Genomic DNA, 25208 nt, shown 5'->3' with positions numbered 1-25208 from the left:
GGCGCAGCCCATGCGCATTATCTCGGGCAAATATAAGGGCCACAGCCTGGCCGTCCCCAAGGGCCGGAACACCCGGCCGACGTCGGACAGGGCCCGCGAAAGCCTGTTCAACGTCCTGGCCCATGCCAGCTGGGCGCCGGAGATCGAAGGCACGCGCGTGATCGACCTTTTTGCCGGCTCCGGCGCGCTCGGCTTCGAGGCCATGTCGCGCGGGGCGGCCTTCTGCCTTTTCGTCGAAACCGACAGCAGCGCCCGTGGCACGATCCGGGACAATATCGAAGCGTTCCAGCTTTTTGGCGTCACCCGCATTCACCGGCGCAGCGCGACCGATCTCGGCCCCAAACCGGCCGGCGTCGGCGAGCCGTTTGATGTCGTCTTCCTGGACCCGCCCTACCATCAGGGCCTCGTCGCGCCCTGCCTCACCAACCTGCTCAGCGGCAAGTGGCTCAAGCCCAACGCCTTCGCCGTTGTCGAGACCGACGGAGGCGAGACCTTCGAGCATGAGGGCTGGGAGATTGTCGACGAACGCGCCGCCGGCAAGGCGAAGCTGACCATGCTGAAGGCCCTCTGAACGCCTAGTCGTCCAGGAAAGTCTCGTGCAGATCGATGCTGGAGCGCTTGCCGACCTGGTCATGGCATGTGTCCAGCCACGCCTCGGCAAAGTCCCGCCCCTTGTCGCGAAGACCGGTCAGGAAGGTCCAGCTGGTGTCGAACTTCGTCTCAAGCCGCAGCTCACGCAGCATCTCGCCGCCGCGCACGGCATGGATATTGAGCTTGCGGTAGCGCCGCTGCACTGTCTTCGCCAGCCAGTTCTGCTCAAGCAGCTTCTGGACGAAAGCGATGGACCGCAGCTCTCCCAGAAGAGAGGCATTGAAGGTGATCTCGTTCAGCCGGTCCTGGATCTGGGCGGCATTGCGCGGTGTTCCCTTGCGCTCCAGCGGGTTCAGCGTGACCAGAACGACGTCGCGGGGCGTGTCGGCGTAAAAAAGCGGGAACAGCGAGGGATTACCAAGGTAGCCGCCATCCCAATAGGGCGTGCCATCGATCTCGACCGCCTTGAAAGTGTGCGGCAGGCAGGCCGAGGCGAGCACGGCCTCCGCGGTAACATCGCCATCGGAAAAGATGCGCACCTTGCCCGTCTCGACATTGGTGGCCGCAATAAACAGCTTCACTGGAGAGGCCCGGACGGCTTCGAAGTCGATCGTATCGTGAACCGCCGCACGCAGGGGATTTATGTCGAAGGGATTGACGTCATACGGGCTCAGAAACGCCGTCATCGCCGTTGCGAAGGCATATGGCGACAGGGCCTTGAACGGGTGGGCGGCGCCCATATCCGCCCCGAAGCCCTGCGGGATCAGCGCATCGAGCGGTGCGCCCCGGTGAGACACCTCCTGCCAGAAGGCTTCCAGCGCTGCCCGGGCGCCCTCGCGCCCGCCCGTCTGCTTGCCGGCGACATAGGCCACCGCATTCATCGCGCCAGCGGAGGTCGCGGTGATGGCCTGGATATCCAGCGTCTCACACTCGCAAAGCCGGTCCAGCACGCCCCATGTGAAGGCCCCGTGTGCCCCGCCGCCTTGCAAGGCCAGGCTGATGGGTTTGGGTTTTGGAGTAGAGCGCGCCATAAGGCCTCCTTCCGAACTGGCCTTAGGCAGCAATCACGGAGAGCTCAATGACAAAAGATGCCACACAGGCGAAACCCGTGGATGGCCTTCGCCCTCAGGCGGCGGCCGGTGTCGTTTGCATAAGAGATGACCAGGTGCTGCTGATCCGGCGAGGAACGCCGCCGATGACCGGGGCCTGGTCACTACCCGGAGGCCGCATCGAAGCCGGCGAACGCGCCAGAGAGGCCGCCTTGCGCGAGCTTGAAGAGGAAACTGGCGTCAAAGCCGAGATTGCCGGGCTGATCGATGTCGTCGATGCCATCGTCGAGAACCGCGAGCACACCCTCATCACCCGGCACTATGTGCTCTGCGACTATGCCGCGATCTGGCGCGCCGGAGAGCCGGTCGCCGGCGACGATGCGGCCGAGGCCCGCTTCTTTCCCGTGCACGCCATTGATGAACTCGCCCTGTGGTCGGAGACAGAGCGAATTATCCGTGCGGGTCATAATCTCGTGAACGGCCTTCTGAAAACGCCGGATTAGTGGCATACTCCCTGCCATAAATAGCGCCCGCAAAGACGGCGCATATGGGAGGTATAGAGGTGAAACGCACCTCGCTGATTCTTGCGCTTCTGGCCGCAGCAGTGATGCTTGTCGGGCCGGCAAGTGCGAACCAGCAACACACCATCCCCTTTGAGATCACGCAAAGCGGACACCTCGTCATCGACGTGGCGGTGAACGGGACAAGCGACGAAAAAGCCATCGTCGATACGGGCGCGACCTTCCCCATGCTGGACCGGCGCACAGCCGAGCGGCTTGGCCTGACGCTGGAAGAAGGCTCTCCCACCGTGGATATTATCGGCCTGGGCGCGACGAGCACGTTTCCCGTGCTTCAGCTCGACAGCTTGCGCGTGGGCGATGTCGATCTCGGTGGCGTGGAGGTCGCCTACAATTCCGAATTCCTCCTGCCGGGCGCGCGCAACCTTATCCCTTCCAGCAGCATCCCGCTGAGGACGCTGGATTTCGATTTCGAGAAAATGCGCCTACGCGCCTATGACCGCCGCCCCTTTGCCGTGCGAAACGCCACGACCAGCCGGTTCCCGATCACATGGATCAACGATCTTCCCTTCATCGAAATCGAGGTCAATCACAAGGCCGGGCTCGCTCTCATCGACACGGGCGCGAATGTGACCTTCATCAATTCGGTCTTTGCCGAGAATGTCGCCAGCTCGCCGGATGATTTCCGGACGCTTACGCTCACCGGGTCCACAGGAGAGGTGACGCCCATCCGCGTACTGTCCAGCCGGCTGCTGGACCTTGGGGACTTCCGGGTGAAGCGTTTTGACGTCATCGTCTCGGACCCCGAATTCTTTGCGGTCTGCGGCCTGAAGGACCAGCCTGTCATGGTGCTCGGGCTCGACGTGCTCAAAAGCTTCCGGCTTCAGATCGACCGCGAAGCCAACGAACTCAGGATCAGCCGGCCGCTGCCGCGCCACAGGTCCCAGCCCGGCATGACCATTATCAGCCAGTAAGCCTGCCGGACAGGTTATCGCTTTCCCTTCGGGAACCGTTGAAATCCGCTCGGTCTTCTTCCTTTATGCCGGCAAATTCCAAGGGAGATTGACCGCATGACCTACACACCATTTGACCTGACCGAAAAGGTCGCCCTCGTCACAGGCGGCAATCGCGGCATCGGCTATGGCATGGCCGAAGCGCTGGCCGCCTCGAACGCCAATGTCGCCGTCTGGGGGCGCAAGGATGCCGCCAACAAGGAAGCGGTCGACAAGCTGTCCAAGCTCGGCACGGGCGAGGTGAAGGCCTGGAGCGTGGACGTCTCGGACGAGACATCCGTCGTCGACGCCATGAAAGCCACGACCGACGCGTTCGGACGCGTGGATTCATGCTTTGCCAATGCCGGTGTCGGTTTCGGCGCCTCCAGCTTTGCCGACATGGACACCGAAACCTGGCGCAAGAACATGTCGGTCAATCTCGACGGGGCCTTCTGGACGCTGCGCGAGGCGGTGAAGCATATTACCGAACGCGCCAAGAACGGCGATCCGGGCGGCTCGCTTGTCGGCGTCGCATCGCTGGCTGCCATTGAGGGGGCTGCCCGCAACCAAGCCTATGCTGCGACCAAGGGCGGCCTGATCTCGATGCTCAAAGGCATTGCGGTTGAAACCGCTCGCTATGGCATCCGGGCCAATGCCATCCTGCCCGGCTGGATCGCCACCGACATGACGGAAGGCGCGCAAGGCCAGGAAGTCTTCGAGAAAAAGGTGATCTCGCGCGTGCCCGCCCGGCGCTGGGGCGAGCCGAAAGATTTTGGCGGGGTCGCGGTCTATCTGGCGTCAGACGCCTCGTCGTATCATTCCGGCGACACATTCGTGGTCGACGGCGGCTACGCCATCTTCTGATCGGCCGGGACTGGAGGCCAGAGCCTCTCAGGCACCGATCAGGATGGTGATACCGGCAAGGATGATCGTGCGAAGGAGGGGCATCGGCTTATTCCTGTAATTTTGACGCCAGCCCTGGCGTGATTTCCAATGATGGATCAAGCGTAATAATCAGGCTTTGGTTCCACTCCCGCAGCGGCATGCCGCTGCGGGACGGCTTGGCAAACCAGCCGGGCCAAGCGATTCAGAGACAAAACTCCTGGAGGCAATGAGCTATGACCATCCGCACCCCGCTTTGTGACTTTCTCGGCATCGACCACCCCATCATGCTCGCCGGTATGGGCGGGGTGTCCTATGCCGAGCTGGCCGCCGCGATGTCCAATGCCGGCGGCTACGGCGTTCTGGGCATGGCCGGCACGACGCCGGACTTCATCGAAGGCCAGATGAAGCGCGTGCGCGAACTGACCGACAAGCCCTTCGGCGTCGACCTGCTGGCCGCCTCGCCTGAAAGCCTGGAAGAGTCGGTCGACGTCATCATCGACAATGGCGCCGACAGCTTCGTCGCCGGCCTCGGCGTGCCGATGCCGATCATGGAAAAGCTCAAGAAGGCAGGCGTGAAGGTCATGGTGGTCGGCGGCGCCGTAAAGCACGCCGTGAAAGCCGAGCAAGCCGGGTGCGATGCCGTTATCCTGCAAGGCGGCGAGGGCGGCGGGCATACCGGCCTGGTCGGGACCATGCCGCTCGTGGCGCAAGCCGTCGAAGCCGTCGACATTCCCGTCATCGCCGCTGGCGGTATCTATGACGGCCGCGGGCTGGCCGCCGCGCTCGCGCTGGGCGCCGTCGGCGTCTGGATGGGCACGCGTTTCATCGCCTCGGAGGAGGCGCATGCGGCCAACCTGTACAAGCAGACCATTGTCGGCGCGGGCGACACCGACACGACCCGCACGCGCTGCTATTCAGGCAAGCCCATGCGCTGCCGCACCAATGACTATATCCTCGACTGGGAAAGCCGCCCGCAGGACATCCAGCCCTTCCCGCAGCAGGCCATTCATTCGACCCAGACAGGCGTCATCGGCGGCATTGGCGGGATCACCGACGAAGCGAAGCTCGACCCCGACACATCCTGCTTCGCCATGGGCCAGTCAGCCGGCGGCGTGCATGACGTCCTGCCCGTGAAGAACATCGTCGAGCGGATCATTGGCGAAGCCGAAACCGCCATGGACCGGATGACCGGCTACAGGCAGGGTGCCTCGGCGCCCGCCTGATATGGGCAATTTCAACCAAATTTATTTTTCGTCGTAAGCATATCCAAAGACTTGGCGCGCAACCTGAAAGCGCATCGGATCACCCGGTGCGGGAGGAAACAAGACTTTCAGGAGGCAAAAATGCCCAAGTCACGGACTCACGCAGCAGTACTCTGCTTTACTTCGCTCATGCTCCTTGGTGCCGGAGCCTGCGAATCAGATGGACGGCACCGCATTGCGAGTGTCGGGCCAGCCGGCCCGGCCGGCGCGCAGGGCGAACAGGGCCCGGCCGGGCCTCAAGGGCCTGCCGGACCGGCTGGCCAAAGTGGCTCAGACGGTGAAGACGGCGAGACAGCCACCCTCGGCGAGGCTGGCATCATCGCGGCCGGCGGTCTGGTTGGCTCGGAAGGCGTGGCCGGGACCGGCCTGCTTGCCAATACCGGCGATCCGGACGAGACGATGCCCGTCGCCTCCGACCTGCTCGTGGCGACAGGCGAAACGGTGACCCCTGTCAGCACGGAAGGCATGAAGGTCGCAGCCGTTCTGGACGAAGCAATGCCTGGCTCGACCCCGCTGGCCGGCACGGTTGTCGGAGTCGTTGACAATGTCGGGATGACTCTCGTTGAGACCGGCAATGGCGAACAGTATCTCGTCGATGGCCTCACCGAGGCGCCGGGATCCCTGATCAATGTCAGTGTCGGCGAGGCGTTCGCAATTGGCAGTCCGGAAGCCGAACCCCTGATCGGAACCAGCCTCCTGTCGGCTGAACAGACAGGCGGCAGTGCTCTCGAGGTCGGCGTTCTGAGCGGCGATGAGCTCGTTTCGCTCAGTGCCGGCAATGACCAAAACGTTCTCGCACCCGTGACCGACACAGCTGAAACCGTCACGGGAACGCTCGCCGCGAACGAAGGCGGTAGCGGTGGCCTCTCAGATGTTGGCGGCACCGTGGAGACCGTCACCGCGAACCTCACGGGCGACTCCGGTTCTGGCGGCCTGACCGATGTCGGCGGCACGGTCGATGGCTTGCTCGACAGCGGGTCGGACACCGATGGCGCGCTTTCCGGCGTGAAGGATACGACCGAGGGTCTTGTGGAAACCGTTGGCGACACAACCGACGGCCTGCTCGGGCAGGATTCCGGCGATGACTCCGGGGGCGACCCTGTCTCCGGGCTTGTCGGCGGCCTTCTCGGGCCCAAGAACTAGGACCGCAAACGAGGCAGGCTGTCGGCTCCTTCGCAGCCTGTCTCGCGCGTCCTGAAAGATTCCCATGACATTCGAAATGCGTCCGACGCTGCTGGCGGTATCGCTGGCAGCGTGCCTTGTCGCCCCACCCCTCGCCTGCGGACAGGAGCTGCCGGATACGTTCCGCGACCGCCTGGACCCGGAACGCGAACGCGACCAAACGGCCCTGCCCGAGCGGTCCGCGAAGCTGCCCTCAGGGTCGGCCGAAGTCGATGCGAGCGGGCTGACCGGCGGCGCCATCAGCCAGATCAATTTCGAGGGCACAGCCGTTCCGGCAAGGGTTGCCGAAGCCGCCGAGCCGTTCGTTGGCCAGGCCCTGACGCGCGACACGCTTGAAGCCCTCGTCGATGCGCTCTCCGATGCGTACCGGAAATCCGATGTGGCCCTTTTCACGCTGGTCGTTCCCGAACAGGACTTCACGAACAACAAGGTCCGCATCCTTGTCGCGGAAGGCTACGTCCAGCAGGTTATCCTGTCGGGTGATCTCACCTCCGGTGAACAGGCCCTGATTGCCGCGCATGCGGACCGAGTGCAGGAGGGACGCCCGACAAGCCGCGCCGACCTGGAACGCAATCTCCTTCTGCTCGATGACACGCCGGGCCTGAAGGTCACGGAAAAGGTGATCAACGGCACAAAGCCGGCAGCGGTCCGCCTGCGGCTGGACGCCGAACAAAAACGAACCGATTTCAGTGTCGGTTATGACAGCCGCACCACACGCCTCATCGATCAGGGGCAGGTCAGCGGCAAGGCTGTGGGATACGGCCTGTTTCGGGCAGGCGACCAAACCCGCCTCGATCTCGCAGCCTCAACGGATTTCGACGCGTCTCGCTATGCCGGCCTGCAGCACAGTACGCCGATCGGCACGAATGGAACGCGGGCGACCGCCGGCGCGGCACGCCTGGAATCCTATGCCGACGATACGGGCATATCGGGCGACGCGGAGCTGTACTCGCTCGCCCTGAGCCATCCCTTTATCCGCTCCTCCAAGCGCAATCTGCGGGGCATCCTGACCCTTGATGCCCTCAACAGCGAAAATGCCGCCTTCGGCTCGCTGCTCGCGACCGAGCGCACGCGTGCGTTACGAGGAACGCTCAGCTATGACCGGACAAAGCCGAACCGCTATACCGGCATTTCTCTCAAGGTCTCGCAGGGGCTCGACGTCCTGGACGCCCGCATCTCCCAGCCGGTCGGCACCCTCGACTTTCTGAAGGCCGAAGCCAGCCTGAAGCTCGTCCAGCGTATCGCGAAGCAGTATTATTTGCGGTTCAATGCCCGTGGCCAGTGGACCGATGATCCCCTGCCCGCGAATGAACGCTTCTCCGTCGGTGGACCGAATTATGGCCGCGCCTTCGAAAACGGGCTCATCAATGCGGATACCGGCGCCTCGGCCCTGGTCGAAGCCGCCTATCGTCCCCTCCGGAAGGGCAAATTCTCGAAGAGCGAGGTCTACGCCTTTGTCGACCATTCGACCGTCGATTTCGCCAACCGCCCCATTCCTTCGGCAGACCTTGGCTCGGCCGGTTTCGGCATTCGCGCCGCCTATGACAAGGTCGGCCAGTTGGGGGTCGAAGCATCGCGCCCCTATGACGAACCTGTCCCCGGTTACGAGGATGACTGGCAGTTCGCCGTCAACTGGCGCATCCGGTACGACCCACGCTGAGGCCATCGGCGCAAGACGCCGCACTTGCCTTTAGCGCTGATAGGGTGTTGGGAATCGGTCATGGACTTGAATATAGCCAACTAGGAGGAAGTCATGGGCGTATTGGATGGAAAGGTCGTTCTGGTCACGGGCGGCGGGAACGGCATCGGCAAGGAATGCGCGCTGCTTGCCGCGAAGGCCGGGGCGAAAGTCGTGGTGAACGATCTCGGCGGCAGCCTGTCGGGCGCTGACGAGGGCGATGCCGGCCCGGCCGAAAAGGTCGCCCAGGAGATCCGGGCCGCCGGCGGCGAGGCGGTTTCCAATTCCGACAGCGTCACAGAGTACAAGGCGGTCGAAGGCATGGTCGAGCAGGCCAAGGACGAGTTTGGCGGCCTGCACGCCATCATGAACCCGGCCGGCATCCTGCGCGACGGCATGTTCCACAAGATGTCGGAAGACGACTGGAAGGCCGTGATCGACGTCCACCTGCACGGCACGTTCAACGTCACGCGCGCCTCGGTGAACCACTTCCGCGACCAGGAGGACGGCTCCTACGTTCTCTTCACCTCCACGACCGGCCTGATCGGCAATATCGGCCAGGCCAATTACGGCGCCGCCAAGCTCGGCATTGCCAGCCTGTCGCACATCATCGCCATGGAAGGCGAGCGCAAGAATGTCCGCTCCAATGTCATCGCGCCGTTTGCCTGGACGCGCATGATCGCCTCCATTCCGGTCAAGGACGAGGCCGGTCGTGAGCGCGTCGAGCGAATGAAAAACGGCATGCGTGCCGACCAGGTCGCCCAGTTTGCCGTCGCGCTCTGCGCCGACAAGGCGAAGGATGTTTCCGGCCAGATCTTCTCGGTCCGTGGCAATGAGATCGTGCTGTTCAACCAGCCGCGCCCGGTCAAATCGGTCGCCCGGCTTGAAGGCTGGACGCCGGAAACCATTGTCGATCAGGCCCTGCCCTCCATGCAGGGCAGCTTCACGGATCTCGGGCCGACGACCACCGTCTTCCCCTACGAGCCGATCTAGCGGCCCGTCGATTAATGCCGATCCCGCATAAGTGATGTCCGCCGGGAATACTGGCGGACATATAGGCATGCTCCAAGATATCGCAGCACCCGATGTATCAGATGTCAGGAGGCTCGCGATGATCGATATCAGACGGTTTGAAGACCTCGGCACCTTCCAGAATGACTGGCTGGACGCCCACTATCACTTCTCCTTTTCGCGCTATCATGACCCGGCGCGGATGGGCCATGGCAGGCTGCGCGTCTGGAACGACGACACGATCCGCGCGCAGACCGGCTTCCCACCGCATGGCCACCGCGACATGGAAATCATCACCTATGTCCGCACCGGTGCGATCACGCACAAGGATTCGCTTGGCAACAAGGGCCGCACCGAGGCTGGCGATGTGCAGGTGATGAGCGCCGGAAACGGCGTCCAGCATTCGGAATGGAACGCCGAAGACGAGGAGACCACCCTCTTCCAGATCTGGATCGAACCGGCAGAAACCGGCGGCGCACCAGGCTGGGGCGCGCGCAAATTCCCGAAGACCGACCGGTCCGGCCAGTGGGCCATCCTGGCGAGCGGAAACGACGCCGACGATGCCCTGCCGATCCGTCAGGATGCGAAGGTGCTGGGCGCAACGCTGAAAACCGGTGAGACGCTCAGCTATGAGGTGCCCGCCGGGCGCCATGGCTACTTCGTCCTGGCGGCAGGGACGGTCGAGGTGAATGGCGAGCCCCTGAAGGCGCGCGACGGGGCGGCCGTCACGGGCGCGGAAACGCTTGTCTTCAAGGGGCTCGAAGACGCCGAGATCGTCTTCGTCGATACGGTGTAACCGGCTTCACGGCCGGTTAAGACGGGTCATGCGAGGTCTGCTCGCATGACCCGATACCGTTCTGCACTCCTTCTCCTTGCCACCCCTTTGCTGCTTAGCGGATGTATCGTTGGCGGCGCTGTGCGCGTGGCCGGCGATGTGGCGGAAGGCGCCGTGAATGTCACCGGTGCGGCCGTCGATGCCGCCATTCCGGACGGCGACAAGGACGAGAAACGCAAGAAGCAGGACGGCTGAACCGGCGCGGTCCGGCAACGCTTTGTGAAACCGCCCTTACAGGTATCCGTTTGCGATGGTATGCTTACCGGAACCAGGAGGTTCTCATGAAAGTGTTCATCATTGCCCTTCTCGCCGCCATGGCCCTTCCCTTCGCCAGCGCGGCCGAGATCGACGTGACCTATTCGCCGGAGTTCTCGAAAAAACTCCAGGAAGATTACGGCATGCGTGAGGGTGACCGGCTGTCCGAGGATATTCGCGAAGACCTCGAGCGGGAATTCGGCAAAGCCAAGATCGACCCGGCCCGCGTCAGCGTCACGATCATCGACGCAAAACCCAACCGCCCGACCATGCAACAGCTCAAGGACCGGCCCGGTCTGGACATGCTGCGCTCGAAGTCGATCGGCGGCATGGACCTTGAAGGCACGGCCTATGACGCCAATGGCAACGTCCTCGCAGAGCTGAGCTATGACTGGTTCGAGACCAATATCAATCAGGTCGTGGCGTCCAGCGTCTGGGGTGACGCCGACCGGGCATCCCGCCGGTTTGCGAAGAAGTTTGCAGACAAGCTCAGCGAGTCGGCAAAGGTCTCCACAGGCCCCGGCGGCTAATCCGTCCCGCCGATTTCGAGAGTACAATTCTCATTGAGAGAGGGCCGCGACAGGCTGACCCGGGTGAGGCCCGGCAGCCTGGTCTTCAGTTCGCCAGCGACCCAGAGGCAGATGCGCTCGAGCGTCGGCACAGACAGGCCCTCAATATCGTTGAGCAGCCGGTGATCGAGCCGCGCCGCCACGCCGTTCAGCTCCTGCGTCAGGAGGCTGAAATCCTCAACCCATTCCTCGCCGGGCTTCACGCGCCCGCGCACGGACGCTTCCAGCCTGAAACTGTGGCCGTGGAGGTTGCGGTAAGGGTGCCCTTCGGGTTTTCCGCCCATGAAGTGGGCCGCCTCGAAGGTCACCGCCTTCGAGATCTCGAACACTTCACCAGACGGGCTCAGGGCAGCCCGATCAGCTTGTGGGTCTGTAAGCTCAGTCGCCATTTCGGATGCTTCATGCAATAGGCCGCGGCTGCGGCAATATTTTCCGTTTGTCTGCTATCATCTTTGGGCTGCAGGAAAAAGTGCCTGAACTGCAGGCTCTCAAAGCGCTCGGGCTGCGCGCCCGCCTCGGTCTGGGGGTAAACCAGCTTCAATTCGTCGCCCTGGGTCTGGATAATCTCTGCGTCGGCCTTGGGCGAAACACAGATCCAGTCGAGCCCCTCAGGTGCCGCCAGCGTGCCATTTGTCTCCACCCCGACCTCAAACCCCTTCGCCTTGAGCGCGCCGATCAGCGCCGCATCGAGCTGCATCAGCGGCTCCCCACCGGTGCAGACGACATAGGCCGCCTCGCCCGTCGTGCGCCCATCCGCCTGCCAGAGTGCGGCGACATGACCGGCGAGCGCCTCGGCGCCGCGAAACTTGCCGCCATTCTCGCCATCGGTGCCGACAAAATCCGTGTCGCAGAACTGGCAGACAGACTTTTCCCGGTCGCGTTCCAGCCCGCTCCAGAGATTGCAGCCGGCAAAGCGCAGAAAGACCGCCGCACGACCGGTCTGCGCGCCCTCCCCCTGGAGGGTCACATAGGCTTCCTTCACGGAGTAAGTCTTCACGGGGTCAGGCCCTTGCGCCACTTCCTGTAACCGGCCGCCCGCAGTTCGCAGGCCGGGCAGCTTCCGCAGCCATAGCCCCAGTCATGCCGGTGCAGGCGTTCGCCCAGATAGCAGGTGTGGGTGTCCTTGACGATGATATCGATCAGCGCCTGCCCGCCAAGATCCTCGGCAAGCTGCCAGGTTTCGGCCTTGTCCAGCCACATCAGGGGTGTCTCGATCGAGATGGCCTTGTCCATGCCGAGCGCGAGCGCCTTCTGCTGGGCGTCGATGGTTTCGCGCCGACAGTCGGGATAGCCGGAATAATCCGTCTCGCACATGCCCCCCACCAGCAGGCTGATGCCGCGCCGCCAGGCCAGCGCACCAGCCACTGTCAGGAAGATGAGATTGCGCCCGGGCACAAAAGTGTTCGGCAGGCCGTCTTCACCCTCTTCGATCTCGGCCTCACGGGTCAGCGCGGTCTCGCTGATTTCCCCCAGCAGGCCAAGGTCGATCATATGGTCTTGCCCCAGCCGGTCGGCCCATTGCGGGAAATCCGACCGGATCGCCTTCAGCACATTGTCCCGACAGGAAAGCTCCACCTTATGGCGCTGGCCATAATCAAAGCCGATCGTTTCAACATGCCGGAAGCGCTTGAGCGCCGAGGCGAGACACGTCGTGGAATCCTGTCCTCCGGAGAACAGGACAAGCGCAGAGGAGAGCTTTGTCATGGCCGCGCCAGTACCAGAGCCTTGTGTTCCAACCAAGCAAAACCTTCCGTTACGGCAAGATACCGTCACCGGAAAATCACGCCTCCCAAGCATATTACTCAAAAGTCACGAAGTAGTTGACAAAGTGTCACGCCTGCCGCTGTCATGACGATTGAGGTACTTCCGGAAACACGGAAGACCTCGCGAGGAAACGCAAAGATCGAGCACTAATAATAAACAATGCTCGACTGGGAGGAGAGACACATGATTCCGAAGACACCCGAGAAGTATCTGATGCTCGCGGGGGCATCGGCGCTCGCCTTGAGCTGGGCTGGCCCGTCGGCCACGGCGCAGACACAGGACGACGCACAACGCAAGCTTGGCACGGTTCTCGTGACCACGCAGAAGACCGAAGAGTCGATCCAGGACGTTCCGATTGCGGTTTCGGCCTTCGACGAAGAAGCGCTCGAAAAACTGCAGCTGACCGGCGGGCCCGATCTCACAAAATCGATCCCGAACGTCTCCTTCACCAAGGGCAACTTCACCAGTTACAACTTCAAGATCCGCGGCATCGGCGCAGACCTGGTCGCCCAGTCGGGCGATGCCGGGGTCGGCGTTCACCAGAACGATGTGCCGCTCACGGCCAACCGCCTTTTCGAAGCCGAGTTCTACGATGTGGAGCGGGTCGAAACGCTGCGGGGGCCGCAAGGCACGCTGTATGGCCGTAACGCCACGGGCGGCGTGATCAATGTCATCACGGCCAAGCCCGTCATGGAAGAGTTTCAGGGCGACCTGAAGCTGACCTACGGTAACTACAACACCTTCAAGGCGAAGGGCATGTTCAACATGCCGATCGGCGACCGGGTCGCCCTGCGCGTGGCCGGCTCGATGATGCAGCGCGACGGCTATGTCGACAACGTCGTCACCGGCAATGACATCGACGACCGCGATCTTTACGGCATCCGCGCCACCCTGGCTTTCGAGCCGACCGACCGCCTGCGCGGCTGGGTAGCCTATGAGCACTTCGAGGAAGAGGATTCCCGCCTGCGCTCCGGCAAGCAATTCTGCTCGAAGGACCCGCTGGAAACCAGTGCCGGCGGCATTCCGATCAGCCCGGCCGATCAGGTCTACACCTCGCTTGGCTGTCAGGATGCCCCGCTCGACCAGTCGAATGACCGGGTTAATTCGGTCGCGACGCTGGGCGGCGGCCTTGGGATTGTCGTCGGCCTGCTGAGCGGCGATGCCTTTACCCAGCCGGCCATCGCGGACCTGCGGACAATCGAGTCGTCCTTCGATCCCGACTACTATGCCGATCAGGACCTGTTCACCTGGAAGGGCGAATTCGACCTGACCGACTCCCTGCTGCTGACCTATCTCGGCAGCTATGGCGAATCGAGCATTCGCTCGATCGAGGACTATAACAAGGTCGGCGCCAATATTCCCTTCAACGAAGCCGGAATTCCGCTCGGCAACCCGAACCTGGCCGGAGTCTATCAGGCCCTCTTCCCCGGCGGAGTCGTCACCGATCCCCAGCTCGGGGCGTCCAACTTCTTCCAGACATTCGATCTGTCAGGGGGCTCGAGCGAACAAACCACGCACGAGGTTCGCTTGCAGTCGGATTTCGAAGGCCGCTTCAACTTCAATGTTGGCGCGATCTCGATCGACTATGAAGCCGTCGACCAGAACAATCCGGATGAAGGCTACTACGTCTTCTCCAATACGCTGACGGCGCTGACCCAGCTCAACAACGCGCTTGGGGGGGCCATTTTTGGCGGCCCGGTGCCGGTCGACACAGACGGCCCTTCCTATGGGCCGCTGATGAACCTCGGCGGTGATGGCGGCAACTATTTCCGCTCACTCTCGCCCTACAAGCTCGAATCCTTTGCCGTCTTCGGCGAAGGCTATTTCGACATCACCGACAACCTTCAGCTGACCGTTGGCCTGCGTTACACCGATGACGACAAGTCTCAGGAAAACACGCCGACCTTCCTGTTCACGCCGAATGATGGCAGCGTCGACCCGCTGGCGCCCCAGCCGGTGCCTGGCGCCGAGCCGGACAATGCCGGGGATGGCACCTATAATGTCAGCTTCCAGGAAACCACGGGCCGGATCGGTCTGGACTGGTCGCCAGACCTCAGCTTCTCCGACGACACGCTGATCTATGCCTTCTACTCGAAGGGCTACAAGGGCGGCGGCATCAACCCGCCCCAGCCGGCCGGCAATACCAATGCCTTCCCGCAATTCTTCGATCCGGAGTTCATCAATTCCTATGAAATCGGCACGAAGAACACGCTGGCAAACGGCGCCCTCCAGCTGAATGCCACCGGCTTCTACTATGACTATGAAGGCTATCAGATCACGCAGATCGTGAATCGGTCTTCGGCCAACTTCAATATCGACGCCAAGCTGCAAGGCCTCGAATTCGAGACCATCTGGAACCCGGCATCGACCTTCGTCATCAACGCCAATCTCGGACTTCTGGATACCGAGATCCAGGACACCTTCGCCATCGACGTCCTGGACCGGACCAACGGCCGGGCGGACATGACGGTTCTGAAGAATGCGTCGAGCTATTCCAACTGTGTGGTCTCGACGCTTGGCTATCAGACGGTTCTCGGGGCCATTGCCTCGGGCGCAGCCGGTGCACCGCCTCCAGGCGCCACGGGCGGGCTCTGTAATGGTGACCTCGCCCGGGGCGTGGCCGAGGCGGTCGCCGGCGACCCGAATGACGACATCGAAGGCACTGGCAACCTGCAGCAGGATATCGCCATCCTGGAAGCCGCCCTCGGTCTTTCGGGCGAAAGCATCACCTATGTCGATTCCAATGGTGAGCTGCAGACCGTCTCCGCCCTGACCCCATTTGACGGCGAGGCCAAGGACCTCGACGGCAACGAGATCCCGGGCGCGCCGGAGATGACGCTCAGCATCGGGGCGGAATACACTTGGGACAGCCTGTTCAACGGCGACTGGGCGATGCGCATTCGCGGGGACTACTACTACCAGGCCGACAGCCTCAGCCGGGTCTGGAACACAGCCCGCGACGATCTCGACGGCTGGAGCAACGTCAATCTGTCCCTCCAGTTCTATAACGACATGAACGGGCTCGAACTCGAGATCTTCGGCAAGAACATCACCGATGAAGAAGTCATCACCGGGGCTTATCTGACCGATGATTCCTCGGGGCTCTATTCCAACGCCTTCCTGAACGAGCCGCGCCTTTATGGCGTCTCGGTGCGCAAGCGCTGGTAGGCAATCCCACGATCCAGAGCGAGAGGGCGGCGCGGCAAGCGCCGCCCTTTTGTTTTCACCGCCCGCGATTTGCGTGAGGCCCAAGGCAAGCTACAGTCATGTCACGATCAATTCCGGGGTGCCCTGCATGAGAACCGTCCTTGTCACGACCACCGCAATCCTCCTGGCTGCCGCCTGTTCGGGCGGCGAGACCGGCCCGGCCTCTCCGGAGCCATCGCCGAGCGCCAGTGAGGCCGCCTCACAGGAGAAGACGGGAGACGATGCCGCGGCCGAGGAGGCGGAAACCGAGGCCGAAAGCCCTGTGCCCGAAACCCTCACCTCCAAGGATGGCTACACGCTGACGCCTGTGACGGGCGGGCTGACCTTTCCGTGGGACATGGTCTTCCTGCCGTCCGGCGACATGCTGGTAAGCGAGCGCGACGGCCATATCCGCATCATCCGCGATGGCGAGCTGGTCGCCGAGCCCATTGCCGGCACGCCGGAACCGCTGGTCGAGGGACAAGGCGGCTATTTCGCCATGGCACTCGATCCCGATTTCGCCGCCAACCGCACGCTCTATCTGGCCTATGCCAAGGGCACGTCGGAAGAAAACACGACCGCCGTCATAAAAGGCACCCTTTCCGAGGACCTGAGCAGCCTGAACGACGTCCAGGAGATCTTCGCCGGCACGCCGCGGGCAACGACTTACCACTATGGCGGGCGCCTGGCTTTTCTGCCGGACGGCACCCTGATCGTCACGCTGGGCGAGGGCTTCCGCTATATGGACGAAGCCCAGAACCCGATGAATTATCACGGCACGATCGTCCGGATTAACCCGGACGGCTCGATCCCCGAGGACAACCCCTATGCCAGCGGCGAAGAGGGCGCGCCCGCGGTCTGGTCATACGGGCATCGTAACGTCCAGGGCCTGGTGTGGGACGAGACCCGCGAAATTCTCTGGGCGCACGAGCACGGGCCGAAGGGCGGCGACGAACTCAACATCATCGAACCGGGCAAGAATTATGGCTGGCCGGAGATCACCTTCGGCGTCAATTATGACGGCACCATCATCAGCGAAAAGACCAAGGCGCCCGGCATGGAACAGCCCGTCGTCAAATGGGTCCCCTCCATTGCACCCTCCGGCATGACCCTGCTCGGCGGGGCGGAATGGGCCGATTGGGACGGCGACCTGATCGTCGCGGCCATGAACGGGCCGAAAGGCCAGAAGCTCGTCCATGTCGATCTCGATGAAGCCGGCGAAGTGCTCGGCACGGAGGACATGCTGGCGGATCTCGAAATCCCCTTCCGGGACGTCGCGAGCGGACCCGACGGCAGGCTTTACGCGGCAACGGCAAATATGGAAGGCGTGATCTACGTCATCAGCGAAACGGATCCCGAATGATCACACTTCATCACCTTCGTATCGGCCGCTCGATCTTCACGGTCTGGCTGCTTGAGGAACTCGGCCTCGACTATGAACTGAAGGTCTATCACCGCAATCCGGAGACCTTCCGCGCACAGGACGACATCAAGGCGGCCACGCCGCTCGGCAAGTCGCCGACGATCGAAGACGACGACATCATGCTGACCGAGTCCGGCGCCATCGCGGCCTACCTCGTCGACCGCTATGACACCGACGGCCGGTTTGCGCCGCCGCGCACCGACTGGAAGGCCTGGGCGGAATATCTGCGCTGGCTGCACTATCCGGAAGGCTCGGCCTTCCTGCCGCTTTTCCTGCGCATGCTACAGGCGCGCGAAGGCGACAATCCGTCACCGGTCTTCAAGGGGTTTGCGGATGGCGAAGTGCCGCTGCATCTGGGCCTTCTGGACAAGCGCCTTGGCGAAATGCCGTATATTCTCGGCGACACCTTCCAGGCGCCCGATATCGGCATCAGCTATATCGCCGACATGGCCGAACGGCTTGGCGAACTCGCCCCCTACACCAATCTCAAGGCCTATCACGACCGCAATCTGGAGCGCGATGCCTGGAAGCGCGCGAAAGAGCGCGCTGTCGAGTAGCGCCTAGCGGCGCGAACGCATGGCGGCGGCCAGCGTGCCTTCGTCCAGATGGTCGAGCTCCCCGCCATGCGGCACGCCCTGGGCCAGCCTCGTGATATGGACATCGCCGCCCAGCTCCTCGAGCTGGTCGCGCACATAGTCGACCGTGATCTGGCCATCCAGCGTGGCCGAGAGCGCGAAGATGATCTCGCGCACCTCGCCGGCCTTCACCCGGTCGACCAGCATGCCGATGGTGAGGTCTTCCGGCTCGATCCCGTCGAGCGGTGACAAGACGCCGCCCAGCACATGATAGCGCCCGCGAAACGCGCTGGCGCGTTCCAGCGCCCAGAGGTCGGGCACATCCTCGACCACGCAAATGACGCTGTCATCGCGCCCATCCGACTGACAGACCGCGCAGGGCTGCAGCGTGTCATAGTTGCCGCAGACATTGCAGCGCTCGATCCGGTTGCCGGCCTCGGCCAGCGCATCGGCGAGCGGCAGGAGCAGCTGGTCCTTGCGCTTGAGCAGGTGCAGGGCCGCCCGCCGGGCCGAGCGCGGGCCCAGACCGGGCAGCTTCGCGATCAGCTCGATCATTTTCAGGATTTCAGGACCGGCGCTTTTCTGGCTCATTGCCGATCTCTAGAACGGCATCTTGAAGCCCGGAAGCATACCGCCCATGCCGGAGGTCGCTTCCTTCATCGCCTTTTCCATTTCCTCATCGAGGCGCTTCTTGGCGTCGGCATGGGCTGCCTTGATCAGGTCTTCGACGATTTCGGCCTCGTCGCCCATCAGCGACGGATCGATATCCACGCCGACCATTTCGCCCTTGCCGCGCAGGCGCACCTTGACCATGCCGGCGCCCGCGACGCCTTCGGCCTCAATCGCCTCGATCTTCTCCTGGGCTTCCTGCATCTTGGCCTGCATCTGCTGGGCCTGCTGCATGATTTTCGACAGATCCTTCATGCCCACGCACTAACCTTTCTTCTGATTCGCCACCCGCAAGGGGACGACATTGTCTTCAGCGACCTGACCTTCAAGAGCCGGCCTGTCTGTAACATCGACGATTTCAACGCCGGGAATGGCTTTCAGCGCCGCCTGCACCTCCGGATCAGCCTTCACCGCGTCGATCCGCTCGGCCTTGTGGCGGTCCTCGCGCTCCTTGACGGTTTCCTCGCCGGTTCTGGCCTTTTGCACATCCCAGATGCGGCCGGTGGAGATTTCCAGGAAATCCGTCAGGCGCCGCAGCAGATCCACTGGCGCGCCGTCTTTCAGGTCACAGCTGATCGTCCCGTCGGCAAAGACGGCCGGGCGGATATAGGCCTTGGCCTCGCCCCAGAGGGTTGGCTGGCGCTCCTTTTCCAGCAAGTCGAGCACATCCTCGAACTTGGAGAGCTGACCGCTCCCGCCGCCGCCAACCGGCGCGACGTTCGGATCGGCCTTGCCGCCCTGGCCTTTCGGCGCCGCGCCGCCACCGCCGCCTTCGGCGATCAGGCGCGCGGCATCTTCCGGCGAGGGCAGACTAGCGGCCGAGACCAGCCGCAGGATGACCATTCGCAGCGCGACATCGCCTTCCGGGGCGCTCTGGGTGTCGCGATAGCCAGAGAGCAGGATCTGCCAGTTGCGCTGAGCCTGGGCCGGCGAAACGCTCTCGGCGATCTGCTTTGTCCGGCTCGTCCAGTCGGCCGGGCCGGGCAGCGTGTAATTGTCGCCCATGGCCTGGACGGTCGCAACGTCGGCGGCGATCTCGAGCAGGTCCTTCATCAGAACCAGCGGATCGGCACCAGCATGGATCTGGTCGGTGATCTCGTTCACCGCCTCTTTCGCCTTGCCGGTGACGGCATATTCGAACGCGTCCAGCAGCCGCAGCCGGTCACCCAGGCCCAGCATGTCGCGGACGGCCTCACCGGTAATCTCGCCGCCATCGAGTCCCTGCACGATCGCCTGGTCGAGGATGGAGAGCCCGTCGCGCACCGAGCCTTCCGCGGCGCGGGCGATCAGCGTGATGCCTTCTTCGGAAATCTTGGCGCCTTCGCGCGCGGCGATCTTGCCGAGATGCGCGGCGAGGTCGGCGGTTTCCAGCCGCTTCAGATCAAAGCGCTGGCAGCGCGACAGCACCGTGACCGGCACCTTGCGGATTTCGGTCGTCGCGAAGATGAACTTCACATGCGGCGGCGGCTCTTCCAGCGTCTTGAGCAGCGCATTGAACGACGCCGTCGAGAGCATGTGGACTTCGTCGATGATGTAGACCTTGAAGCGCGCCGAGACCGGGGCATAGCGCACGCCGTCGAGCAGTTCGCGCATGTCGGCCACGCCGGTGCGCGAGGCGGCATCGAGCTCCAGCACATCCGGGTGCCGGCTCTCCATGATCGCCTTGCAGTGCTCGCCCGGCGGCTCGAGCTTCAGGCTCGGGCCCTCATGGTCCTCACTCTCATAGTTGAACGCCCGCGCCAGCAGCCGGGCCGTCGTCGTCTTGCCGACGCCGCGAACGCCGGTCAGCATGAAAGCATGCGCGATCCGGTCCAGCTCGAACGCGTTGCGCAGGGTCCGGACCATGGCCTCCTGGCCGATCAGGTCGGCGAAGACGCGCGGGCGGTATTTCCGCGCCAACACCTGGTAAGGCGCGTTCTGCTCGGCCGAGCCCATCTCGTCTTCTCCGAACATGGAGAAGGTCGCGTCGTCGCGTTCGGCCTCAGCCTCGGGCCCGGTTTCCGTTTCGTCAGTCATTACCGGTTTACTAATGGCAGGGACTCGGGGTCTTCCGCAATGGCGGGCTCGCTGTTTTACAGCCTTTGCCTGTGAGCGCTTTGCCCTAGCTCAAGCGCCTGCCATGACCAGAGCGCTTCTCATCTTCCCCCACCAGCTTTTCGGCCACCACCCCGGTCTCGACAAGCGCCCGGACCGGATCTGCCTGATCGAGGACACGCTGTTCTTCGGCGACCGGCAATATCCGATGGCGTTTCACAAGCAGAAGCTGTGGCTGCACCGGGCGTCCATGGCGCGCTATGCCAAGCGCCTGGAGGGGCTGAAGCCCGCCTTCGAGTATATCCGATACCAGACCGGTGAGCCGCTCTTGAAGCCCACGATTGCGCGGCTGGCCAAGGCCGGCTTCACCGAGATCCTCGCCTGCGACCCGGTGGACTTCATCCTGGAAAAGCGCCTCAGGGCCTATTGTGAGACCCATGGCCTCGAGCTCACCCTGATGAACACGCCGATGTTCCTGAACACGCCGGGTGAGAACCGGGCCTGGCGGGAGGATCACACCTCCTGGTTCCAGGCCGAGTTCTACAAGCGTCAGCGCCGGACCCTCGATGTCCTGATGGAAGGCGATCGCCCAAAAGGCGGGCAATGGAGTTTCGACGCCGACAACCGCAGGAAGGTGCCGAAAAAGCTGCAGGCGAGCGTGCCGCAGCTAAGCCCCATCGAGCCCGACGCGATCGAGGAAGCCGCCCGCGCCTCAGTGGAGCGGGACTTTCCCGGCAATCCGGGCTCTCTCGACCAGCTCTGGTGGCCGACCTCGCACGAGGCCGCCGAAAGCTGGCTCGGCCAGTTCCTGCATGAGCGCTTCGCGCAGTTCGGCCCCTATGAGGACGCGCTGCTGGAAGGCGAGAGCCTGCTCTGGCATGCCGCGATTACGCCGATGCTCAACATTGGCCTTCTCACGCCGAGACTCGTCCTCGATGCCGCGCTTGCCTTCATCGACGCCCATGACATCCCGATGAACTCGGCCGAGGGCTTCATCCGCCAGGTGATCGGCTGGCGGGAATTCATGCGCGCGACCTATGAGGATCTCGGCGTCTCCATGCGCAATGGCAATGCCTGGGGCCATACCCGCCCCCTGCCCGAGAGTTTCTGGACGGGCGAGACCGGCATCGCGCCGGTCGACGATGTCATCAAAAGGATCCTGAAAACAGGTTATTGCCACCATATCGAGCGGCTGATGGTGCTCGGCGGGTTCATGTTCCTCTGCGAGGTCCACCCCGGCGACACCTATTTCTGGTTCATGGAGATGTTCGCCGACTCCTATGACTGGGTCATGGTGCCGAACGCCTATGCGATGAGCCAGAATGCAGACGGAGGCCAGATCACAACCAAGCCCTATTTCTCGGGCTCGGCCTATATCCGCAAGATGGGCAATTACGCGTCCGGGGACTGGTGCGACATCTGGGATGGCCTGTACTGGCGCTGGATCTGGCAGCACCGCGAGAGCCTGCGCGGCAACCCGCGCTGGGCGATGATGGTGTCGATGGCCGAGAAGATGGAGGCCGGCAAACGCGACAAACACCTCGAAGCGGCGGCGAATTTTTTGCGGGGGTTGCGGTAGACCGGCCCCACCCCGACCCTCCCCGCGAGCGGGGAGGGGGCGCAGCCGGCCCGGCTTGAGCGACATCCTCCAAACCTGGTGCAACGCCATCCCCTCCCCTCTGGGGAGGGTCAGGGTGGGGCCAGCACCAGCGGCCGCAGAATCCCGGGGATCCGCGGCAGCGACAGTCACGTTCAGGTTTTTGAGCTCAGGGCGGATCGAGCGCGCGTGGGCGAAGCGGTGCAGTGACGGTACACCTGGAGGGTGCAGTAAACGGCCCGCACGGTGCACCGAGGGTACACCGGAGAAACGCCACGCCGGCGAGCGCGGCGAGGCGCCCGGAGATGACCTGCGGGTCAAGCGCGCGCCACGGGGCACGCGGGGCGTGGTCGCTCCATTGCGGCTCACTCGGCGGGGCGGCGGGAATGTAGCCGGCCATCACGATGCGGCCGGTGCCGGTCACCTGAAAGGTCACCATCGCGCCCGGCTCGACCGGATTGGTCGCCCACCAGCGCCCCAGCTGGACCAGCTCCCAGAAGAAGACCGGCCAGTAATAGAGCGGCAGCTCCCAGAGAATTTGCAGGATCCATTCACGCGTCACCATGCCCGCAAGGATAGATCAGCGTGAGAAGGGTGGGATGGAATTAATTCAAGCCACCTTCTGGCAGACGAAGGAAGTGCGCGTCAGCGGATCACGCAAAGGACATCACAATCAACTATTGAGGGATTTGGCACAGTAATTGCTACCTCATAGTTGAGGTAATTTGGAGGATATCCAAATGGTCAATGTAGATGTCTGGGACAAGCGCTATCTGGAGATGGCTCGATTAGTTGCAGGTTGGTCCAAGGACCCTAACGCCCAAGTCGGGGCAGTTATCGTGCGGGATAACCGGGTTGTAGCAACTGGCTTCAATGGGTTTCCTACTCATGTGCAAGACGATGGCAGGTTACAAGACAAAGCTACGAAGTAAATAATGGTCGTCCATGCTGAAGAAAACGCCATGATAGTTGCTGGGGACCGGACACGCGGCGCTACACTTTACGTGCATGGGAAACCTGTGTGTGCGCGTTGCGCAGCATCAGTGATACAAAGCGGTATCAAGCGCGTTGTTGCTCCGCGACCTGTTCATGCGAACAACTCTGACGAAAAACCGAAAAAAGGTGACACGTCCGGTAGCGTCGACTGGAATTTCATGGGCACTAAAGCGAGCGAAATGTTCGCAGAAGCCGGAATTCAGGTGCATCATAAAGACTTGTCGATTAAGGATTCTCTCAAATCCAAAACACCCGATGAATCGGGCGCCGAAGTAGCCAACGACGCTGGCGACAAACAGGATCGCTCAGCTCGGTCAAACTAATGTCAGGTGGCAAAGAAGGACAGAGGTAGCTCTAAAACTGTTCCGACTACCCATTGAAGTTGGTGCATGGCTCTTCCAAACACTCTTCGCCGGACCGGCGCTCGGGCTGCTACCTCCCGATTTATGAACCAAACGGGGCCATCCGCCGGTGAGGGGACGTGCTCCCGCACGTGTAAGCCTCTTCCTCGTTCGTCCAGTTACCGCGTCGCCCGAGCCGTCAGCAATGGCCTGCCTAGCAGCCGATGCGGTTTTGAAGTTTAAGCATGTTACTGCTCCCTGTTACGGGAACAAAAAAGGTACACAGATTCGCATTGAATGCAAGTTCTGTGGTAGTTTGCTCCAGATCCCGGCCTTCGCCGGGATGATCGGCCTTTACTTTGGTGCCTCATACTCCGGCAGCTCGAAATTATCCTTCACCGCGCCGCCCAGTGCCCAGTCGGCCACGAAGGGCAGGCCCATCAGGTTGACCACCAGGTTGCGAAACCAGACGCCGAAGGCGGTCTTGGGCGCAAAGGAAGATGCGGTGCTGCGCGCGGCCTTCTGCTTGCTCTTGAGGAAGGGTTTCAGCCGGTGCTCATAGGCCGTCAGCGCGGCGGGCACGTCGTTTCCGGCGCGCTGTAGTTCCCCGGCGAGCACATAGGCTTCCGTCATGGCAAGGCCGGTGCCCTCGCCCGCCAGCAGCGAGACGCAGGCCGCCGCGTCCCCAATCAGGCCGACCCGGCCCTTCGACCAGGACGGCATCTCGATCTGGCTGACGACGTCGAAATAGATCTCGTCGGCATCATCCATCGCCTCCATGATGGCGCGCGCCTCCCAGCCGGCCTGGCGGAAGCCGCCGCGCAGCGTGTCGCGCACCTCGGCCTCGTTTTCAGGCCGGGCGCCGAAGGCATAGCCAGCGCGGTAGACCAGCATGAACAGCGTCTCGTCATTCGCCATGGAGAAGCGCGACATGGAGATGCCGGGCTCGTTATGGCTGACATAGACGCCCTCTTCCCTCGGACGGTAGCCCTTCACCTTGAAGGCGGCAACGCGGAAGCCGAGATCGCGCTCGAATTGTTTTTCCGGGCCGAAGACAAGCTCGCGGGTCTTCGAGTGCAGGCCGTCGGCGCCGATCAGCATGTCGGCCTCGAGCGTGCGGCCGGATGTCAGCGTGCAGAAGACTTTCGCCTCGTCCTGCTCGACGCTGGCGAGGCTGTCGCCGAAACGGGTGCGGATGCGGTCTTCCACCGACTTGTAGATGAGAGCGGCGAGATTGCCGCGCGGCAGGCTGGTGAAGTGCCCGTCCAGCTGTTTGGCAAAGACGCTGACCGGCAGCGAGGCGCTCGGCTTGCCCTGCTTGTCGACGAAGCGCACGCGGTCGACGGTGTAGCCGGCCTCCAGGATGGCCGGTTCGAGGCCCATGCGGCGGGCGACTTCATAGCCCACACCCCAGAAGTCGATGATATAGCCGCCGGTGCGAAAGTCAGGGGCCTGCTCGATCAGGGTGACGTCGTGGCCCGCGCGGTCCAGCCACCAGGCGAGCGTCGGTCCGGCAACCCCTGCTCCACTGATGGCGATGTGCATGATGGCCCCGTTTTTCGTTTCGCTGGCCCATGTGATGCGCGTCTCACGGCGCGAATGCAACCGGGGGCGGACGGATTTTCCGACTGTGTGGCTTTTCGGGGGAGATAGCGGAGACTGGACAGTGACCCGAAGTGAAACTCGTTAGGGCTGCTTCGTTCCCGACCTGACCCGGTTGGCGAGGACTTCGTCCACCGCCAGCCTCCTGACCCCCATATCGCGTCTTGAAAGCGGGGTGACAAGGGGCCGATTGC

Annotated in this window: 24 protein-coding genes, 1 other RNA gene and 1 pseudogene; 16 read left to right on the top strand and 10 right to left on the bottom strand. The window is 62.9% G+C overall.

Features of this window, described 5'->3' with window-relative positions; translation table 11 throughout:
- Positions 1-10: 10 nt before the first annotated feature.
- Positions 11-571 carry a 16S rRNA (guanine(966)-N(2))-methyltransferase RsmD gene (gene rsmD / locus B8784_RS08995; protein WP_084397584.1) on the top strand — a complete coding sequence of 187 codons (561 nt, stop codon included), beginning with the start codon at positions 11-13 and terminating at the stop codon, positions 569-571.
- A gap of 4 nt (positions 572-575) precedes the next feature.
- Here rsmD and B8784_RS08990 read toward each other — a convergent pair whose 3' ends face one another.
- A complete protein-coding gene (locus B8784_RS08990; RefSeq protein ID WP_084397582.1) occupies positions 576-1622 on the bottom strand; it encodes a patatin-like phospholipase family protein in 1047 nt (348 codons plus the stop codon).
- 47 nt (positions 1623-1669) lie between these two features.
- On the opposite strand from B8784_RS08990, the gene B8784_RS08985 reads away from it, so the two are divergent.
- From B8784_RS08985 to B8784_RS08945, 10 genes are all read left to right on the top strand, one after another.
- Positions 1670-2143, top strand: a complete 474-nt coding sequence (locus B8784_RS08985) for an NUDIX hydrolase (RefSeq protein ID WP_084397579.1) — start codon at positions 1670-1672, stop codon at positions 2141-2143.
- 59 nt (positions 2144-2202) lie between these two features.
- On the top strand, positions 2203-3132 hold the full coding sequence (locus tag B8784_RS08980; protein ID WP_158085640.1) for an aspartyl protease family protein: 930 nt from the start codon (positions 2203-2205) through the stop codon (positions 3130-3132).
- Positions 3133-3228: 96 nt separating this feature from the next.
- Positions 3229-4014, top strand: coding sequence for an SDR family NAD(P)-dependent oxidoreductase (locus B8784_RS08975; protein ID WP_084397575.1), 786 nt, complete (start codon positions 3229-3231; stop codon positions 4012-4014).
- 254 nt (positions 4015-4268) lie between these two features.
- On the top strand, positions 4269-5258 hold the full coding sequence (locus tag B8784_RS08970) for an NAD(P)H-dependent flavin oxidoreductase (RefSeq protein WP_084397573.1): 990 nt from the start codon (positions 4269-4271) through the stop codon (positions 5256-5258).
- 120 nt (positions 5259-5378) lie between these two features.
- The gene (locus B8784_RS08965; protein WP_143435388.1) at positions 5379-6440 is read left to right on the top strand and encodes a collagen-like protein; all 1062 of its coding nucleotides are present in this window, start codon (positions 5379-5381) and stop codon (positions 6438-6440) included.
- A gap of 64 nt (positions 6441-6504) precedes the next feature.
- Entirely contained in the window at positions 6505-8139 is a 1635-nt protein-coding gene (locus B8784_RS08960; RefSeq protein ID WP_084397566.1) for a ShlB/FhaC/HecB family hemolysin secretion/activation protein, read from the top strand.
- 93 nt (positions 8140-8232) lie between these two features.
- A complete protein-coding gene (locus B8784_RS08955) occupies positions 8233-9150 on the top strand; it encodes an SDR family NAD(P)-dependent oxidoreductase (protein WP_084397564.1) in 918 nt (305 codons plus the stop codon).
- Between the two features lie 118 nt (positions 9151-9268).
- Positions 9269-9964, top strand: coding sequence for a pirin family protein (locus B8784_RS08950; protein ID WP_084397562.1), 696 nt, complete (start codon positions 9269-9271; stop codon positions 9962-9964).
- Between the two features lie 45 nt (positions 9965-10009).
- Complete coding sequence (locus tag B8784_RS21295; protein ID WP_143435387.1) at positions 10010-10198, top strand: NF038104 family lipoprotein; 189 nt, start codon at positions 10010-10012, stop codon at positions 10196-10198.
- A gap of 86 nt (positions 10199-10284) precedes the next feature.
- On the top strand, positions 10285-10788 hold the full coding sequence (locus B8784_RS08945; protein ID WP_084397560.1) for a hypothetical protein: 504 nt from the start codon (positions 10285-10287) through the stop codon (positions 10786-10788).
- Here B8784_RS08945 and B8784_RS08940 read toward each other — a convergent pair.
- Genes B8784_RS08940 through queC form a run of 3 tightly spaced genes read right to left on the bottom strand, consistent with a single transcriptional unit; the run spans position 10785 to position 12531 of the window.
- On the bottom strand, positions 10785-11216 hold the full coding sequence (locus B8784_RS08940) for a 6-carboxytetrahydropterin synthase (RefSeq protein WP_084397558.1): 432 nt from the start codon (positions 11214-11216) through the stop codon (positions 10785-10787). The genes B8784_RS08945 and B8784_RS08940 overlap by 4 nt on opposite strands.
- Positions 11171-11824: a 7-carboxy-7-deazaguanine synthase gene (gene queE, locus B8784_RS08935; protein ID WP_084397556.1), complete on the bottom strand. Its 654-nt coding sequence runs from the start codon at positions 11822-11824 to the stop codon at positions 11171-11173. Before queE ends, B8784_RS08940 begins: the two co-directional genes overlap by 46 nt.
- Positions 11821-12531, bottom strand: a complete 711-nt coding sequence (queC, locus tag B8784_RS08930) for a 7-cyano-7-deazaguanine synthase QueC (protein WP_084397554.1) — start codon at positions 12529-12531, stop codon at positions 11821-11823. Before queC ends, queE begins: the two co-directional genes overlap by 4 nt.
- Before the next feature lie 243 nt (positions 12532-12774).
- Here queC and B8784_RS08925 point away from each other — a divergent pair, with 243 nt between their 5' ends.
- The 3 genes from B8784_RS08925 to B8784_RS08915 all read left to right on the top strand — a co-directional run bounded on the left by B8784_RS08925 (position 12775) and on the right by B8784_RS08915 (position 17757).
- Positions 12775-15759, top strand: a complete 2985-nt coding sequence (locus B8784_RS08925; RefSeq protein ID WP_233356037.1) for a TonB-dependent receptor — start codon at positions 12775-12777, stop codon at positions 15757-15759.
- 127 nt (positions 15760-15886) lie between these two features.
- Entirely contained in the window at positions 15887-17140 is a 1254-nt protein-coding gene (locus tag B8784_RS08920) for a PQQ-dependent sugar dehydrogenase (protein ID WP_084397552.1), read from the top strand.
- Positions 17137-17757 (top strand): glutathione S-transferase family protein, encoded by a 621-nt coding sequence (locus tag B8784_RS08915; RefSeq protein WP_084397550.1) that lies wholly within the window; start codon positions 17137-17139, stop codon positions 17755-17757. The genes B8784_RS08920 and B8784_RS08915 overlap by 4 nt, the downstream gene beginning before the upstream one ends.
- Before the next feature lie 3 nt (positions 17758-17760).
- Here B8784_RS08915 and recR read toward each other — a convergent pair whose 3' ends face one another.
- Genes recR through B8784_RS08900 form a run of 3 tightly spaced genes read right to left on the bottom strand, consistent with a single transcriptional unit; the run spans position 17761 to position 20460 of the window.
- Positions 17761-18366 (bottom strand): recombination mediator RecR, encoded by a 606-nt coding sequence (recR, locus tag B8784_RS08910; RefSeq protein ID WP_084397548.1) that lies wholly within the window; start codon positions 18364-18366, stop codon positions 17761-17763.
- A gap of 9 nt (positions 18367-18375) precedes the next feature.
- Complete coding sequence (locus B8784_RS08905) at positions 18376-18699, bottom strand: YbaB/EbfC family nucleoid-associated protein (protein ID WP_084397546.1); 324 nt, start codon at positions 18697-18699, stop codon at positions 18376-18378.
- Positions 18700-18708: 9 nt separating this feature from the next.
- Positions 18709-20460 (bottom strand): DNA polymerase III subunit gamma/tau, encoded by a 1752-nt coding sequence (locus tag B8784_RS08900; RefSeq protein ID WP_084397544.1) that lies wholly within the window; start codon positions 20458-20460, stop codon positions 18709-18711.
- A 103-nt stretch (positions 20461-20563) separates the two neighbouring features.
- Here B8784_RS08900 and B8784_RS08895 point away from each other — a divergent pair, with 103 nt between their 5' ends.
- The gene (locus B8784_RS08895; RefSeq protein ID WP_084397542.1) at positions 20564-22057 is read left to right on the top strand and encodes a cryptochrome/photolyase family protein; all 1494 of its coding nucleotides are present in this window, start codon (positions 20564-20566) and stop codon (positions 22055-22057) included.
- A gap of 187 nt (positions 22058-22244) precedes the next feature.
- On the opposite strand, the gene B8784_RS08890 is transcribed toward B8784_RS08895, so the two are convergent.
- Positions 22245-22640 (bottom strand): hypothetical protein, encoded by a 396-nt coding sequence (locus B8784_RS08890; RefSeq protein WP_084397540.1) that lies wholly within the window; start codon positions 22638-22640, stop codon positions 22245-22247.
- A gap of 175 nt (positions 22641-22815) precedes the next feature.
- Between B8784_RS08890 and B8784_RS08885 the strand changes: the two are divergent.
- Positions 22816-23394: pseudogene (locus B8784_RS08885) on the top strand (deoxycytidylate deaminase).
- A gap of 372 nt (positions 23395-23766) precedes the next feature.
- Here B8784_RS08885 and B8784_RS08880 read toward each other — a convergent pair.
- Positions 23767-24957: an FAD-binding domain gene (locus B8784_RS08880; protein ID WP_084397747.1), complete on the bottom strand. Its 1191-nt coding sequence runs from the start codon at positions 24955-24957 to the stop codon at positions 23767-23769.
- Between the two features lie 106 nt (positions 24958-25063).
- An RNA gene (gene ffs, locus B8784_RS08875) (signal recognition particle sRNA small type) lies at positions 25064-25160 on the bottom strand.
- Positions 25161-25208 lie beyond the last annotated feature (48 nt).

Origin of the sequence: Henriciella aquimarina (assembly GCF_002088975.1) — a bacterium.
Taxonomy (GTDB): Bacteria; Pseudomonadota; Alphaproteobacteria; order Caulobacterales; family Hyphomonadaceae; genus Henriciella; species Henriciella aquimarina.
The sequence above is the reverse complement of the archived record's forward strand: the minus strand, read 5'-3'. Positions and strand labels throughout refer to the sequence as shown.